Origin of the sequence: Stutzerimonas azotifigens DSM 17556 (assembly GCF_000425625.1) — a bacterium.
Classification (GTDB): Bacteria; Pseudomonadota; Gammaproteobacteria; order Pseudomonadales; family Pseudomonadaceae; genus Stutzerimonas; species Stutzerimonas azotifigens.
Map to the genome: position 1 here is coordinate 339271 of NZ_KE384407.1, position 16181 is coordinate 355451.

Below are 16181 nucleotides of genomic sequence, written 5' to 3' on the forward strand. Positions count from 1 at the left end.
ATACACCTCGCCCTTACAGCTGTACGCCGGAAAAAGACATGAAGCCCAGCGACATCAACCCGATGGTGATGAAGGTGATACCCAGGCCCTGCAGGCCCTCGGGCACGTCGCTGTACTTGAGCTTCTCGCGGATACCGGCCAGCAACATGATCGCCAGCGCCCAGGAGGCGCCGGAGCCGAAGCCGTAGACCACGCTTTCACCGATGTTGTAGTCGCGTTCGACCATGAACAGCGTGCCGCCCATGATGGCGCAGTTCACCGTGATCAGCGGCAGGAACACGCCGAGGGCGTTGTAGAGGCTGGGCACGTATTTATCGAGCAGCATCTCCAGAATCTGCACGATGGCCGCGATCACGCCGATGTAGCTGAGCAGGCCGAGGAACGAGAGGTCCACGTCCGGCAGGCCTGCCCAGGACAGGGCCCCGCCCTTGAGCAGGTAGGTGTAGATCAGGTTGTTGGCCGGTACGGTGATGGCCTGTACCACGATCACCGCGATCCCCAGGCCGATGGCGGTTTCCACCTTCTTGGAGATGGCGATGAAGGTGCACATGCCGAGGAAGAACGCCAGCGCCATGTTCTCGACGAACACGGCACGGACGAAGAGGCTGATGTAATGCTCCATCAGTAGGCCTCCTTGCTCGAGACTTGCGGAGCCATGCGGAAGGCCGGCTTCTCCACCTGCTCCTTCTTCCAGCTGCGCAGGCCCCAGATGAACAGGCCGATGAGGAAGAACGCCGAAGGCGGCAGCAGCAACAGACCATTGGGCTGGTACCAGCCGCCGTCGTTGACCACCGGGATGATGGTGTAGCCCATCAGCTTGCCGGCACCGAACAGCTCGCGGACGATGCCCAGCATGATCAGCATGGCGCTGTAGCCCAGCCCGTTGCCGATGCCATCAAAGAACGAAAGGACCGGCGGGTTCTGCATGGCGAAGGCCTCGGCGCGGCCCATCACGATGCAGTTGGTGATGATCAGGCCGACGAACACCGACAGCTGCTTGGACAACGCGAAGGCGTAGGCCTTGAGGATCTGGTCCACCACGATGACCAGCGAGGCGATGATCACCATCTGCACGATCATGCGGATCGAGCTGGGGATCTGGCTACGGATCATCGAGATGAACATGCTCGAGAAGCCGGTCACCAGGGTCAGCGCGATGGACATCACCAGCGCGGTCTTGAGGTTGGAGGTCACCGCCAGGGCCGAGCAGATGCCGAGGATCTGCAGGCCGATGGGGTTGTTGTTGAAAACCGGTTCGAACAGAACCTGTTTGACGGTAGGTTGCGACATGTTCAAGCCTCCCCAGCGCGCAGGTTAGCGATAAATGGACCGAAGCCGTTCTCGCCCAGCCAGAAATGCAACAGGTTGTTCACCCCGTTGCTGGTCAGGGTTGCACCGGCCAAGGCATCGACCTGGTGCTCGGCCCTGGGACTTTGCGGATCGACGCCGCCCTTGACGATCTGTACCGACAGCTTGCCATTTTCGTCGTACAGCGTCTTGCCTGGCCATTGGCCACGCCACTTCGGATTGTCGACTTCGCCACCGAGCCCCGGGGTTTCCCCATGCTGGTAGAAGCCCAGGCCGACGACGGTGTTCAGGTCACCCTTGACCGCCATGAAGCCGTACAGGGTAGACCACAGGCCATAACCGCGAATCGGCAGGATCAGGGTGTCCAGCTTGCCGTCGTTCTCCACCATGTAGACGGTGCTGTAACGCTCACGACGCTTGATCGAAGCGATGTCCTCGGAGCCCGGCAGGGCTTCGGACAACGCAGGATCCTTGGCCGCAACCAGTGGGTCGAAGGTTTGCGGATCGAACTCGTCGGTGAACTTGCCGGTTTCGAGATCCACCAGCCGGGCGACGATGCGCTCGCCGTACAGCGCCTTGACCTGGTTGGCCGACATGCCCGGCTGGCCGAGGCCGGCGATCGCCAGGATGCTGCGCTGCTTGTCGAGCTGACGGTTTTCCACCTGGGTCGGGCGCAGCGCCACCGCGGCGCCGGCGACGAACACCGAGCAGACCAGGCAGACCAGCAGGGCCACCGTCAGGGTACGTACAGTGGATTCCTTGTTAGACATTGCGTGCCAGCCTCCGCTTGATGTTGGCCTGAATGACGAAGTGGTCGATCAGCGGCGCACACAGGTTGGCGAACAGGATCGCCAGCATCATGCCTTCGGGGAAGGCCGGGTTGACCACGCGGATCAGCACCACCATGACGCCGATCAGGGCGCCGAAGATCCACTTCCCGGTATTGGTCATGGACGCGGACACCGGGTCGGTCGCCATGAAGATCAGACCGAAGGCGAAGCCGCCGACCACCAGGTGCCAGTACCAGGGCATGGCGAACAGGGGGTTGGTTTCCGAGCCGATCAGGTTGAACAGCGTGCTCAGGACGATCATGCCGATCATGGTCCCGGCGACGATGCGCCAGGACGCGATCTTGGTCGCCAGCAGCACGGCACCGCCGATGAGGATCGCCAGGGTGCTGGTCTCGCCGATGGAGCCGTGGATGGTGCCGAGGAAGGCGTCCATCCAGCTGATTCCGTTGCCGATGATGTTTTCCATGCCGCCGGCGAAGCCGAGGCTCAGCGCGGTGGCGCCGGCGTAACCATCGACCGCGGTCCAGACCATGTCGCCGGACATCTGCGCCGGGTAGGCGAAGAACAGGAAGGCTCGACCGGTCAGCGCCGGGTTGAGGAAGTTCTTGCCGGTGCCGCCGAAGACTTCCTTGCCCAGCACCACGCCGAAGCTGATGCCCATCGCCACCTGCCACAGCGGGATGCTCGGCGGCAGGATCAGCGCGAAGAGCACGGAGGTGACGAAGAAGCCTTCGTTGACCTCGTGCTTGCGGATCGAGGCGAACAGCACTTCCCAGAAACCGCCGACGATGAAGGTCACCGCATAGATCGGCAGGAAGTACGCGGCTCCCTGGATGAAGTTGTCCCACAGGCTGTTGGGATCGAAGCCCGCCAGCGCGCCGATCAGCGCGAAGCGCCAGCCTTCCTGGTTCGCCAGCAGGTCGGGGGTCTGCGCGAAGATCAGGTTGGCCTGATAGCCGGTGTTCCACATGCCGAAGAACATCGCCGGGAAGGTGCACAGCCAGACGGTGATCATCATGCGCTTGAGGTCGATGCCGTCACGCACGTGAGCCGTGGTCTTGGTCACCGAGCCGGGGCGATAGAGGAAGGTGTCGACCGCTTCATAGAGCGCGTACCACTTCTCGTACTTGCCGCCCTTTTCGAAATGGTGCTCGATCTTGTCGAGGAATGCGCGAATACCCATGGCTTATCCCTCCTTCTCGATACGGGTCAGGTTGTCCCGCAGGATCGGGCCGTATTCGTACTTGCCGGCGCAGACGTAAGTGCACAACGCCAGATCCTCTTCGTCGAGTTCCAGGCAGCCGAGTTTCTGCGCCATTTCGGTGTCGCCGATGATCAGCGAACGCAGCAGCTGGGTCGGCAGGATGTCCAGCGGCATGACCTCTTCGTAGTTCCCCACCGGCACCATGGCCCGCGGACTGCCGTTGGTCGTGGTGGAAAGCGGGTACTTCCTGCCGGCGTTCAACTTGGAGATGAAAATGTTGAGCACCGAGTGCTTGGTCCGTCCCAGGCGCAGGTAGTGGAGCATTTCGCGCTCCTTGCCCTCGCGCAGGCAGGACACCTGGACGTGATAGCGGCCGAGGAAGGCGAAGGCGCCGTGGGCCGTACGGCCGCCGAGCACCGAGCCGGAAACCACGCGGTTGGCACCGGGGTTGAGTTCGCCGGCGGTCAGCTCGTCGAGGCTGGCGCCCAGGCGAGTACGGACCAGCCGCGGGTTCTCGACCACCGGGCCGGCCAGCGATACCACGCGCTCGACCGACAGTCTGCCGGTGGTGAACAGGGCGCCGATGGCGATCACGTCCTGGTAGCCGACGTTCCAGACGCTCTTGCTCGCGCTGACCGGATCGAGGAAATGGATGTGGGTACCGGCCAGGCCGGCGGGATGCGGGCCGGCGAAGGCCTCGGTCCGCACCCGCGCCAGGCTCTCACCCGGCAACGAGGCGCCTTCGGCCTTGCACACGAACACCTTGCCGAGCACGCCGAGCACCTTCAGGCCGGCTTCGAACTCGGCCGGGCGCTCACCGATGATCAGCGCCGGATCGGCCGCCAGCGGATGGGTGTCGATCGCGGTGACGAAGATCGAGCTGGGCACCGCGTCGACCGCGGGCACCTTGCTGTACGGACGGGTACGCAAGGCGGTCCACAGGCCGGAGCGCTGGAGGTTTTCGCGCACCTGCTCGTCGCTCAGCCCCTCGAGCGCCGAGGCCTCGTAGCGACTGAACTCGACGGCCTCATCGCCGTCCAGATCGATGACGACCGACTGCAGGACGCGCTTTTCGCCACGATGGATCGCACTGACCACCCCGGCGCCCGGCGCGGTGAAGTCCACGCCCGGCGTCTTCTTGTCGGAAAAGAGAACTTGCCCCAGCTTGACGCGATCGCCGACCTGTACCGCCATGGTCGGCTTCATCCCCGGATAGTCGAAGCCAATCACGGCGACGCTGCGCACGGGCCTGGCGGCCTCGATGCGCTGCGTCGGCGCGCCTGCTATGGGCAAGTCGAGCCCACGTTTTATTTTGATCATCGGTTTGCCTAACCACTGATTTTGGAAACTGTTTTCGGGTCATGCAGTGATAACGGCCTGATCGGCGACCAGGCCGTCGTTGGCCGTCGCTGCACAGGACCCGGGTAAAAATCCGCCCGATTATAGAGGCCGAGTCACAGCGGTGACCACCCGCGCTTTCCCATTTTTTTCAAGCGGGACAAGCCACTAGCGCCCCTGCCGGAGCAGCTGCCGGCCGCCCGCGCCCCCGGTCCCCTCCCCCGAAGGACCGGGCGGTCACCCCGTGCGAGCGGGTCAGACGCGGAAGCTGTCCACCAGCCCCTTGAGGCGCAGCGCCTGGTGCTCGAGGTCGCCACAGGCACGCAGCGTGGCCTGCAGGTTCTCCACGCCCTCCTGGTTCAGCGCGTTGATCTCGCTGATGTCGAGGTTCAGCGACTCGATCACCGAGGTCTGCTCCTCGGTCGCGGTGGCCACCGACTGGTTCATCCCGTCGATCTCGCCGATCAGCCGGGTGACGCCTCCCAGCCGCTCGCCGGCATGGTTGGCGATGCGCACGCTGGCCTCGCTGTGCTCCTGGCTCTGGGTCATGGTGGCCACCGATTCACGGGCGCCGACCTGGAGCTGCTCGATCATCTGCTGGATTTCCTGCGCCGAACTCTGGGTGCGGTGCGCCAGGTTGCGCACCTCGTCGGCGACCACCGCGAACCCGCGCCCGGCCTCGCCGGCGCGCGCCGCCTCGATCGCGGCATTGAGCGCCAGCAGGTTGGTCTGCTCGGAGATGCCCTTGATCACCTCGAGGATCTGGCCGATATCGACCGTCTTGCCGTTCAGCGCCTCCATCTGCCGGCACGAGGCGCTGATCTTCTCGGAAAGCGACTGCATCGCCTGGATATTGCGCTCGACCACCTGGCGCCCATCCTCGGCCTCGCCACGCGCGCCGCTGGCCTGCTCGGAGGCTTGCGCGGCGTTGCGGGCGATTTCCTGCGCCGCCGCGCCGAGCTGGTTGATCGCCGCGGCGACGCTGTTGGTGCGGCTCGCCTGCTCGTCCGAATTGGCCATCGAGGAGTTGGATGCGGTCAGCACACGCTGGGCGACCTCGTTCAACTGCTGGGTCGCTTCCGATACCTCGCGGATGGAACCCTGGATGCGCTCGACGAACTGGTTGAAGCCGGTCGCCAACTCGCCGAACTCGTCGTCCGACTGCACCAGCAGGCGCTTGGTCAGATCGCCCTCGCCCTGGGCGATGCCGCGCATGGCCTGGTTCATGTCCATCAGCGGTCTCATCAGCACGCGCATGAGCATGCCCAGCAGCACGACGATGAAGCCCACGGCGACGAGCATGGCCACCAGCGCCGAGGTGCGGAAGCGCTCGAGCATCGCATAGGCCTTGCCCTTGTCGATGGAGATGCCGACGTACCAGTCCACCGAAGGCAGCCCGGTGACCGGAGCGAAGCTGAGGATGCGGGTGCCCTCGGCCTGCTCGACTTCGGCGAAGCCACCTTCGAGCGCCGGCGTGTTGCGCGGATAGAGCTCGGCGAGCGTCTTCATCACGGCCTGACGATCCGGGTGGACCAGCACCTTGCCGTCGCCGCTGACCAGGAAGGCATAGCCCATGCCGTCGAAATCGAGCGCGTTGATGATCGAGACCAGCGTCTTCAGGCTGAGGTCGCCGCCGACCACACCGAGCAGCCGCGAACCTTCCCGCGCAGGCGTGGCCGCGGTGACCACCAGGTCGCCGGTTCCGACGTCGACGTAGGGTTCGGTCAGGGTGGTCTGCCCGGCCGCCTGGGCGTCCCGGTACCAGGGGCGCTGGCGCGGATCATAGTCGGCCGGCAGCTCCAGGCTCGGATGTACGATGAACTCGCCGTCGGCGCGACCGAGGTAGGTGAACTGGAAGGTGGTGCTCAAGGCCGGCTGCCTGACCAGCGACTGCGCGTCGGCGCCGGTGGAGTGGACGGCGAGCGTCTGCGCGGCGCCTTCCAGCAGCAGCAGGCGGCCGGACAGCCAGTTCTGGATGTTGCCGGCGGTCACCGCCCCCATCTCGGTCAGGTAGCTCTGCAGGTCCTCGCGCAGGGCGTCGCGCTGGAGGTAATAGTTGTAGGTGGTGAAGGCGGCGAATACCGCTATCACCACGAGCGAAGCGGCCAGCAGGATCTTGTGACGGAATTTCAGGCGCACGGACATGACGTCCCCCGGTTAAATCAAGGTAAGGCGGACGATCCCTGTCGCATGGATTCCTGTGCTTACCGGCGTGAGGCCGGCAAAGCTTGATGGCCGTTTCGAAATAAACCGCGCACATGAAAAAGGCCCGCGCTCCTCTCGGAGGCGGGCCTTTCGACGCGGCGGCCGGGCAGCCGCGTCAGCACGGCATCAGCGCGGGAATGCCGGCGGGTTGACCCCGGCCATCTCTTCCATCACGCGGACCACCTGGCAGCTGTAGCCGAACTCGTTGTCGTACCAGACGTAGAGCACCACGCGGTTGTCGTTGCAGATGGTCGCCTCGGCATCCACCACGCCGGCGTAGCGCGAGCCGACGAAGTCGGTCGACACCACTTCCTGCGAGCTGACGAAGTCGATCTGCTTCTGCAGTTCCGAGTGCATGGCCACCTGGCGCAGGTACTCGTTGATCTCGTCGCGGCTGGTGGCCTTCTCCAGGTTCAGGTTGAGGATGGCCATGGACACGTTCGGCGTCGGCACGCGGATGGCGTTGCCGGTCAGCTTGCCCTTGAGCACCGGCAGCGCCTTGGCGGCGGCGGTGGCGGCGCCGGTCTCGGTGATGACCATGTTCAGCGGAGCGCTGCGGCCGCGGCGGCTGCCCTTGTGGAAGTTGTCGATCAGGTTCTGGTCGTTGGTGTAGGAATGCACCGTCTCGACGTGACCGTTGATGATGCCGTACTGGTCGTTCACCGCCTTGAGCACCGGCACGATGGCGTTGGTGGTACAGGACGCGGCGGAGACGATGCGGTCGTCGGCATTGATCTCGGCATGGTTGATGCCATGCACGATGTTCTTCAGCGCACCCTTGCCCGGCGCGGTCAGCACCACGCGGTCGACGCCCGGGCACTTGAGGTGCTGACCGAGCCCCTCGGCGTCGCGCCACTTGCCGGTGTTGTCCACCAGCAGCGCGTTCTCGATGCCGTACTGGGTGTAGTCCACCGAGGCCGGGTCGTTCGAGTAGATCACCTGGATCAGGTTGCCGTTGGCGGTGATGGTGTTGTTTTCTTCGTCGATGGTGATGGTGCCGTTGAACGGCCCGTGTACCGAATCGCGGCGCAGCAGGCTGGCGCGCTTGGTCAGATCGTTCTCCGCCCCCTTGCGGACCACGATGGCGCGCAGACGCAGACCGTCGCCCCCGCCGGTCTTCTCGATCAGGATGCGCGCCAGCAGGCGACCGATGCGGCCGAAGCCGTAGAGCACGACGTCGGTGCCCTTGCGCGGCGAGGTGGTGCGCTTGCCGGCGACTTCGGCCAGCTCGTCGCGGACGAACTGGTCCAGGTTGCGGCCGTTGCCGTCGGTCTTGAACTTGGAGACGACCTTGCCCAGGTCGACCGAGGCGGCGCCGAGGTTCAGCTCGCTCATGGTCTTGAGGATCTGGAACGTCTCGTGTACGGAAAGCTCCGCCTGGTCGACCTGACGGTGGCGGGCGAAGCGATGGGCCTTGAGCAACTCGATGACCGAACGATTGATCAGGCCGCGGCCGTAGATCGAGGTCACCACGTTGTTGTTACGGTAAAGCTGACCAATCAGCGGAATCATCGCTTCAGCGAGGGCTTCTCGGTCGATCCATTCACCAAGGCACTGGTCGGGCTTCTGATTCACGGGCAGTTCCTTCCACATGTAGGGGCTGAGAAAAGGGGCTACATTATGACGGCGCACCCCTGCGTCGGCAAATCCGTAGCGGCCGTGGCAGACGGGCGACAGGCTGACTGGCAACCGCCCGGTCACGACCCAAACACTGACAGCGGCGCCAGTCGATAGTTACAATCCGGGCGGCCATTTTTCCCATCGGAGCCACGCCTGCCCGTGTCCGTCCTGCGACTTCCGCCCATGCCCGCCGCCAGCGGCCGGCAGCACTGGGGCAACCTTCCCGGATCCTCCCTGAGCCTGGCCGTCGCCGAGGCCGCCTCTTCCGCCGAGCGCTTCACCCTGCTGCTGACGCCCGACAGCCAGAGCGCGGACCGCCTGCAGCAGGAGCTGGCGTTCTTCGCGCCGCAGCTGCCGGTGCTGCAGTTCCCCGACTGGGAGACCCTGCCCTACGACGTCTTCTCGCCGCACCAGGACATCATCTCGCAGCGCATCGCCACGCTCTACCAGCTGCCGGAACTGCGCCACGGCATCCTGGTAGTGCCGATCAGCACCGCCCTACATCGCCTTGCGCCGACGCGCTTCCTGCTCGGCTCCAGCCTGGTGCTGGACGTCGGCCAGCGGCTCGACGTCGAGCAGATGCGCCTGCGCCTGGAAGCCGCCGGCTACCGCTGCGTCGAGACGGTCTACGAACACGGCGAGTTCGCCGTGCGCGGCGCGCTGATCGACCTGTTCCCGATGGGCAGCCCGCAGCCCTACCGCATCGACCTGTTCGACGAGGAAATCGAGACGCTGCGCACCTTCGATCCGGACACCCAGCGTTCGATCGACAAGGTCGACTCGATCCGCCTGCTGCCGGCGCGCGAGTTCCCGCTGAAGAAGGAAGCGGTCACCGGCTTCCGTGCGCGCTTTCGCGAGCGCTTCGACGTCGACTTCCGTCGCTGCCCGATCTACCAGGACCTGTCGACCGGCATCAGCCCGGCCGGCATCGAGTACTACCTGCCGCTGTTCTACGACGAGACCTCGACGCTGTTCGACTACCTGCCGGCCGACAGCCAGGTGTTCTCCCTGCCCGGCATCGAGCAGGCCGCCGAGCAGTTCTGGAACGACGTGCGCAACCGCTACGAGGATCGCCGCTACGACCCGGAGCGTCCGCTGCTGCCGCCGGCCGAACTGTTCCTGCCGGTCGAGGACTGCTTCGCCCGCCTCAAGAGCCTGCCGCGGGTCATCGCCAGCCAGCAGGACATCGAGCCCGGCGTCGGCCGCGAACGCTTCGCCGCCGGCACGCTGCCGGAGCTGGGCGCGGACGCCAAGGCCAGCGAGCCGCTGGGCCGGCTGCGCCGCTTCATCGAAGAATTCCCTGGCCGCGTGCTGTTCGCCGCCGAGTCCGCCGGGCGCCGCGAGGTGCTGCTGGAATTGCTGGCGCGCATCAAGCTGCGCCCGCAGGAAGTCGAGGGCTGGACGGGCTTCCTGGCCAGCACCGAGCGGCTGGCGATCACCATCGCCCCGCTGGACGAGGGCCTGCTGCTGCACGAGCCGCCCGTCGCGCTGATCGCCGAGACGCTGCTGTTCGGCCAGCGCGTCATGCAGCGCCGGCGCCGGGAAAAGGGCCGCGACGCCGGCGACAACGTGATCAAGAACCTCACCGAGTTGCGCGAAGGCGCGCCGGTGGTGCACATCGACCACGGCGTCGGCCGCTACCAGGGGCTGGTCAACCTGGAGGTCGAGGGCCAGCCGGCCGAGTTCCTGATGCTCGAGTACGCCGATGAGGCCAAGCTCTACGTGCCGGTGGCCAACCTGCACCTGATCGCCCGCTACACCGGCAGCGACGACGCCCTCGCCCCGCTGCACCGGCTCGGTTCGGAGCAGTGGCAGAAGGCCAAGCGCAAGGCCGCCGAACAGGTGCGCGACGTCGCCGCCGAACTGCTCGACATCTACGCCCGGCGCGCCGCGCGCCAGGGCTACGCGTTCAGGGACCCGCAGGCCGACTACGAGACCTTCAGCGCCGGCTTCCCGTTCGAGGAGACGCCCGACCAGCAGGCGGCCATCGACGCGGTGCGCGCCGACATGCTGGCGGCCAAGCCGATGGACCGGCTGGTCTGCGGCGACGTCGGCTTCGGCAAGACCGAGGTGGCGATGCGCGCGGCCTTCATCGCCGTGCACAGCGGCAGGCAGGTGGCGGTGCTGGTGCCCACCACCCTGCTCGCCCAGCAGCACTACAACAGCTTCCGCGACCGCTTCGCCGACTGGCCGGTGAAGGTCGAGGTGATGAGCCGCTTCAAGTCCGCCAGGGACGTCGAGGGCGCCATCGGGCAGCTCGCCGAGGGTAAGGTGGATATCGTCATCGGCACCCACAAGCTGCTGCAGGAGGACGTCAAGTTCAAGAACCTGGGCCTGGTCATCATCGACGAGGAGCACCGTTTCGGGGTGCGCCAGAAGGAGCAGCTCAAGGCCCTGCGCAGCGAGGTGGACATCCTCACCCTCACCGCCACGCCGATCCCGCGCACGCTGAACATGGCGGTGTCGGGCATGCGCGACCTGTCGATCATCGCCACCCCGCCGGCGCGCCGGCTGTCGGTGCGCACCTTCGTCATGGAGCAGCAGAATGCGGTGATCAAGGAGGCGCTGCTGCGCGAGCTGCTGCGCGGCGGCCAGGTGTACTACCTGCACAACGAGGTCAAGACCATCGAGAAATGCGCGCGCGACCTGGCCGAGCTGGTGCCGGAGGCGCGCATCGCCATCGGCCATGGGCAGATGCGCGAGCGCGAACTCGAACAGGTGATGAGCGACTTCTACCACAAGCGCTACAACGTGCTGGTGGCCTCGACCATCATCGAGACCGGCATCGACGTGCCGAGCGCCAACACCATCATCATCGAGCGCGCCGACAAGTTCGGCCTGGCCCAGTTGCACCAGTTGCGCGGGCGGGTCGGGCGCAGCCACCACCAGGCCTATGCCTACCTGCTGACGCCACCGCGCAAGCAGATGACCGAGGACGCGCAGAAGCGCCTGGAAGCCATCGCCAACGCGCAGGACCTCGGCGCCGGCTTCGTGCTCGCCACCCACGACCTGGAAATCCGCGGCGCCGGCGAACTGCTCGGCGAAGGCCAGAGCGGGCAGATTCAGGCGGTCGGCTTCACTCTCTACATGGAAATGCTCGAGCGCGCGGTCAAGGCGATCCGCAAGGGCGAGCAGCCGAATCTGGAACAGCCGCTGGGCGGCGGGCCGGACATCAATGTGCGCCTGCCCTGCCTGATCCCCGAGGACTACCTGCCGGACGTGCACGCCCGGCTGATCCTCTACAAGCGCATTGCCTCGGCGCCGGACGAGGAAGCGCTCAAGGACCTGCAGGTGGAGATGATCGACCGTTTCGGCCTGCTGCCGGAGCCGGCCAAGAACCTGATGCGGGTGACCCTGCTCAAGCTGCAGGCCGAGCAGCTGGGGATCGCCAAGGTCGACGCCGGGCCGCAGGGCGGGCGCATCGAGTTCAGCCCCGAGACCTCGGTCGACCCGCTGGTGCTGGTCAAGCTGATCCAGGCGCAGCCCAACCGCTACCGGCTCGAGGGCGCCACCCTGTTCAGGTTCCAGGTGCCGATGGAACGTCCGGAGGAACGCTTCAACGTGCTCGAGGCGCTGATGGAACGCCTGACGCCGAAGGAGGGCCGCTGATTGTCGGGGAGCCAGCGGTTCCTCGAACGCCTGCCATTCCCCTGGCGGGCGCGCTTCGCGCCGCGCACGCTGGCGCGCAGCCAGGACTATGCCGACGGTGGCCTGGTGGAAATCCTCTCGGAAGAGCCGCAACGCGTCACCGCCAGCTGTCGCGGCAGCCGCAACGAAGCCTACATGGTCGACATCCGCCTGGCCGATGACGGCATCATGCGTACCCGCTGCACCTGCCCGGTCGGCAACAACTGCAAGCATGCGGCCGCCACCCTGCTGACCCTCGAACGCCGCGCCACACCGGCCACCGACGATGGAGACGGCGATCCCAACGAGCTGTCCGAGGCCCTGCGCGAATGGCTGTCGACCCTGGCCAGCAGCGTGGCGCCGTCGGCTGTCACCAGCGGCTGGTCGCTGCGCTACGTCATCGAGCCGGACGTGCGGGCCCTGGTGTACCGGGGGCGCCTCCGCGCGGACGGCAGCTGGACGCAGGCCGAGCCCTTCTACGGCGTGCGCGAGGCCGGCTTCCGCCAGCCCGCCTACCTGCAGCCGATCGACCTGCGCATCGCCGCGCTGCTCAGCCTGTGCCCGGGCTCGCGCTACGACTTCGCACTCGAAGGCGAGCATGGCGGCGAGGCGCTGCGCCTGATTCTGCAGAGCGGACGCGCCTTTCTCGACCACGACGGCACGCCGCTGCGCCTGGGCGAGCCACGCCGCGCGCACTTCGTCTGGACGCCCGGAGACGACGGCCGGCTGCACGGCAACTGGCAGTTCGAGGATCCGAACAGCGAGCTGCTGACGGCCGTCGACCCGCTGTTCTACCTCGACGAGACGGCGGCGCTCGCCGGGCTGGTCGAGCACGGCCTCGACAGCGCGCTGGCCCGCCGGCTGGTGGAGGCGCCCGGCGTGCCCGCGCCGCAGGCGGCGCTGTTCAGCGCCTCGCTGCAGGAGATCGCCCCGCAGCTGCCGGCACCGGCCCAGCCGGTCGAACGGCAAATCGACGACCTGACGCCGACGCCCTGCCTGACCCTCGGCACCCATCATTTTACCCAGTTCAACGCCGGCACCGGGCGCATGGCCAACGAGCAGCAGCACCGCGCCGCGCTGAGCTTCCTGTATGCCGGCGCCCGCACGCACGGCAAGCCGGCCGGCAGGCAGCGGGTACGCGCGGTGCGTGGCCAGGAGATCCTCAGCATCGCCCGCCAGCCCGAGGCCGAGCAGGCGATCCGCCGGCAGCTGCAGCAGCTCGGCTTCCGCCCGGCGCTGCGGCAGAGCCAGGCGCTGCCCAACGACAGCGGCGAGATGTACGCCCTGGCGAGCGAGAACGCCTGGCTGCAGTTCGCCCAGGTGCACCTGCCGCGGCTGCGCGAGGACGGCTGGAGGATCGACGTCCGTCCCGGCTTCGCCTACGACCTGACGCCGGTCGAGGCCTGGTACGCCGAAGTGGACGAAGCGCCGGAGCACAGCTGGTTCGATCTCGAGCTCGGCATCGTCGTCGAGGGCCAGCGCATCAGCCTGCTGCCGGTGCTGCTGGACGTCATCCGGCGCAACCCGGCGCTGCTGAACCGCGACAGCCTGGCCGAGCGCGCGGACGACGAGCCCCTGCGGGTGCGGCTGGAGCGCAAGCGCGGGGATGGCCAGCCGCTGCAGGTCGCCCTGCCCTTCGGCCGGCTCAAGCCGATCCTCGCCACCCTCGGCGAGCTGTACCACTTCGACCAGCCGAAGGCCGAGCGCCTGCGCCTCGGCCAGGGCGACGCGGCCCGGCTGGCCGCCCTGGATGCCCCGGACCTGAGCTGGCACGGCGGCGAGCGCCTGCTCGATTTCGCCCAGCGCCTGCGCGACTACCGGCAGCGCGCCTGCCAGCCGCCCGCCGGCCTGCAGGCGACCCTGCGCCCTTACCAGCTGGACGGCCTGAACTGGATGCAGACCCTGCGCGAACTGGAGGTCGGCGGCATCCTCGGCGACGACATGGGCCTCGGCAAGACACTGCAGACCCTCGCCCACGTGCTGCTGGAAAAGGAAGCCGGCCGCCTGGATCGCCCGGCCCTGGTGGTCATGCCCACCAGCCTGATCCCCAACTGGCAGGACGAGGCCGAACGCTTTGCCCCCGGCCTGCGCGTGCTGGTCCTGCACGGCGCCCAGCGCGCCGCGCTGTTCGAACGCATCGCCGATCACGACCTGGTGCTGACCACCTATGCGTTGCTGCCGCGCGACATCGATACGCTGGCGCAACAGCGCTTCCACCTGCTGGTGCTCGACGAGGCGCAGAACATCAAGAACCCCGCGAGCAAGGCCAGCCAGGCGGCCGGCCGGCTGAACGCCGGGCAGCGGCTGTGCCTGAGCGGCACGCCGCTGGAAAACAACCTGGGCGAGTTCTGGTCGCTGTTCAACTTCCTGATGCCCGGCTGGCTGGGCGATGCCAGGAGCTTCGGCAAGCATTACCGCACGCCCATCGAGAAGCACGGCGACCAGCAACGTCTCGCCCACCTGGTCGGCCGGGTGAAGCCCTTCATCCTGCGCCGGCGCAAGGAGGAGGTCGCCCGCGAACTGCCGCCGAAGAACGAGATCGTCCACTGGGTGGAACTGACGCCGGCCCAGCGCGACCAGTACGAGACCGTGCGCCTGGCGATGGACCGCAAGGTCCGCGACGAGATCGACCGCCGCGGGCTGGCCGGCAGCCAGATCGTGATCCTCGAGGCGCTGCTCAAACTGCGTCAGGTCTGCTGCGACCTGCGCCTGACCGACGCAGGCGTGCCCAGGACGCGCGGCGGCCACTCCGGCAAGCTGGAAAGCCTGCTGCAGATCCTCGAGGAACTGCTCGCCGAGGGTCGCCGGGTGCTGCTGTTCTCCCAGTTCACCTCGATGCTGACGCTGATCGAGCAGGAACTGCAGCAGCGCAGCATCGACTACGTGCGGCTGAGCGGAGACACGCGCGACCGGCGCACGCCGGTCAGACGCTTCCAGGACGGCGAGGTGCCGGTGTTCCTGATCAGTCTCAAGGCCGGCGGGACCGGGCTGAACCTGACCGCTGCCGACACGGTGATCCACTACGACCCCTGGTGGAATCCCGCGGTGGAGAACCAGGCCACCGACCGCGCCTACCGCATCGGCCAGGACAAGCCGGTGTTCGTCTACAAGCTCATCGCCCGCGGCACCGTCGAGGAGAAGATCCAGCAGTTGCAGCAGCGCAAGGCGGGACTCGCCGCCGGCCTGCTGGACAGCGAAGCCGGCGGCGACTGGCAGCTCGACCAGGCGGACATCGACGCGCTGTTCGCGCCGCTGCCGGCACAGCGGTCGCGCTAGCTCGGCGCCTGCCCCGCCAGAACCCGGGCGATGACCCGGCGCGCCTTGCCGATGCCCTCGGCCAGCGCCGCTTCGATCTCGGCCATGGTGATCACCCCGCTGCTCTTGCCCGCCGCCGGGTTGACCACCAGCGCCAGGCAGGCGTACGGCAGCTCCAGCTCGCGAGCGAGGACGGCCTCCGGCATGCCGGTCATGCCGACGATGTCGCAGCCATCGCGCTCCATCCGTACCACTTCGGCGACGGTTTCCAGCCGCGGGCCCTGGGTGCAGCCGTAGACGCCATGGCCGCTGAAGGCGTAGCCCTCGGCCGCCAGCGCCGCGATCAGCCGCTCGCGCAGCGTCTCGTCGTAGGGATAGCTGAAATCGACGTGCGTGACGTGCTCGAGCTCGCCCTCGAAGAAGGTGTGCGCGCGGCCGTAGCTGTAGTCGATCAGCTGGTGCGGCACGCAGAAGTGGCCGCTGCCCATCGCCGCGTGGATGCCGCCGACGGCGTTGACCGCCAGGATCGCCTCGGCCCCGGCCTCCTTCAGCGCCCAGAGGTTGGCGCGGTAGTTCACCTGGTGCGGCGGGATGCGGTGCGGATGCCCGTGGCGGGCGAGGAACAGCACTTCGCGGCCGGCGTAGTCGCCGCGCAGGATTTCGGCGGAGGGCACGCCATAGGGCGTTTCGACGATACGGCTGTCGCGCAGGGCGAAGCCGGTGAGCTCGGTCAGCCCGGTGCCGCCGATGATGGCGTGAACGGTCATGCGTGTGTCCTTGATGAATCGATGAGTGTGAATCGCCTGTTTGGCTGGTTCAGTCAGTTTCGGCGC

Annotated in this window: 10 protein-coding genes; 2 read left to right on the forward strand and 8 right to left on the reverse strand. The window is 67.0% G+C overall.

Annotation, left to right across the window (positions count from 1 at the left end; all coding sequences use genetic code 11):
- Positions 1-13: 13 nt before the first annotated feature.
- From nqrE to H610_RS0110210, 7 genes are all read right to left on the reverse strand, one after another.
- Positions 14-622 (reverse strand): NADH:ubiquinone reductase (Na(+)-transporting) subunit E, encoded by a 609-nt coding sequence (nqrE, locus tag H610_RS0110180; RefSeq protein ID WP_028239568.1) that lies wholly within the window; start codon positions 620-622, stop codon positions 14-16.
- The gene (locus tag H610_RS0110185) at positions 622-1296 is read right to left on the reverse strand and encodes an NADH:ubiquinone reductase (Na(+)-transporting) subunit D (protein ID WP_201768358.1); all 675 of its coding nucleotides are present in this window, start codon (positions 1294-1296) and stop codon (positions 622-624) included. Before H610_RS0110185 ends, nqrE begins: the two co-directional genes overlap by 1 nt.
- On the reverse strand, positions 1293-2078 hold the full coding sequence (locus H610_RS0110190) for a Na(+)-translocating NADH-quinone reductase subunit C (protein WP_028239570.1): 786 nt from the start codon (positions 2076-2078) through the stop codon (positions 1293-1295). Before H610_RS0110190 ends, H610_RS0110185 begins: the two co-directional genes overlap by 4 nt.
- A complete protein-coding gene (locus H610_RS0110195; protein ID WP_028239571.1) occupies positions 2071-3282 on the reverse strand; it encodes an NADH:ubiquinone reductase (Na(+)-transporting) subunit B in 1212 nt (403 codons plus the stop codon). Before H610_RS0110195 ends, H610_RS0110190 begins: the two co-directional genes overlap by 8 nt.
- A gap of 3 nt (positions 3283-3285) precedes the next feature.
- Positions 3286-4623 carry a Na(+)-translocating NADH-quinone reductase subunit A gene (locus H610_RS0110200; RefSeq protein WP_028239572.1) on the reverse strand — a complete coding sequence of 446 codons (1338 nt, stop codon included), beginning with the start codon at positions 4621-4623 and terminating at the stop codon, positions 3286-3288.
- 273 nt (positions 4624-4896) lie between these two features.
- The gene (locus H610_RS0110205; RefSeq protein WP_028239573.1) at positions 4897-6786 is read right to left on the reverse strand and encodes a methyl-accepting chemotaxis protein; all 1890 of its coding nucleotides are present in this window, start codon (positions 6784-6786) and stop codon (positions 4897-4899) included.
- Between the two features lie 186 nt (positions 6787-6972).
- Entirely contained in the window at positions 6973-8439 is a 1467-nt protein-coding gene (locus H610_RS0110210; protein WP_084166426.1) for a glyceraldehyde-3-phosphate dehydrogenase, read from the reverse strand.
- A 186-nt stretch (positions 8440-8625) separates the two neighbouring features.
- On the opposite strand from H610_RS0110210, the gene mfd reads away from it, so the two are divergent.
- Both mfd and H610_RS0110220 read left to right on the forward strand, forming a co-directional pair.
- Positions 8626-12075: a transcription-repair coupling factor gene (mfd, locus tag H610_RS0110215; RefSeq protein ID WP_028239575.1), complete on the forward strand. Its 3450-nt coding sequence runs from the start codon at positions 8626-8628 to the stop codon at positions 12073-12075.
- A complete protein-coding gene (locus H610_RS0110220; protein WP_084166427.1) occupies positions 12076-15369 on the forward strand; it encodes a DEAD/DEAH box helicase in 3294 nt (1097 codons plus the stop codon).
- Here H610_RS0110220 and H610_RS0110225 read toward each other — a convergent pair.
- Complete coding sequence (locus H610_RS0110225; protein ID WP_028239577.1) at positions 15366-16115, reverse strand: S-methyl-5'-thioinosine phosphorylase; 750 nt, start codon at positions 16113-16115, stop codon at positions 15366-15368. The genes H610_RS0110220 and H610_RS0110225 overlap by 4 nt on opposite strands.
- Positions 16116-16181 lie beyond the last annotated feature (66 nt).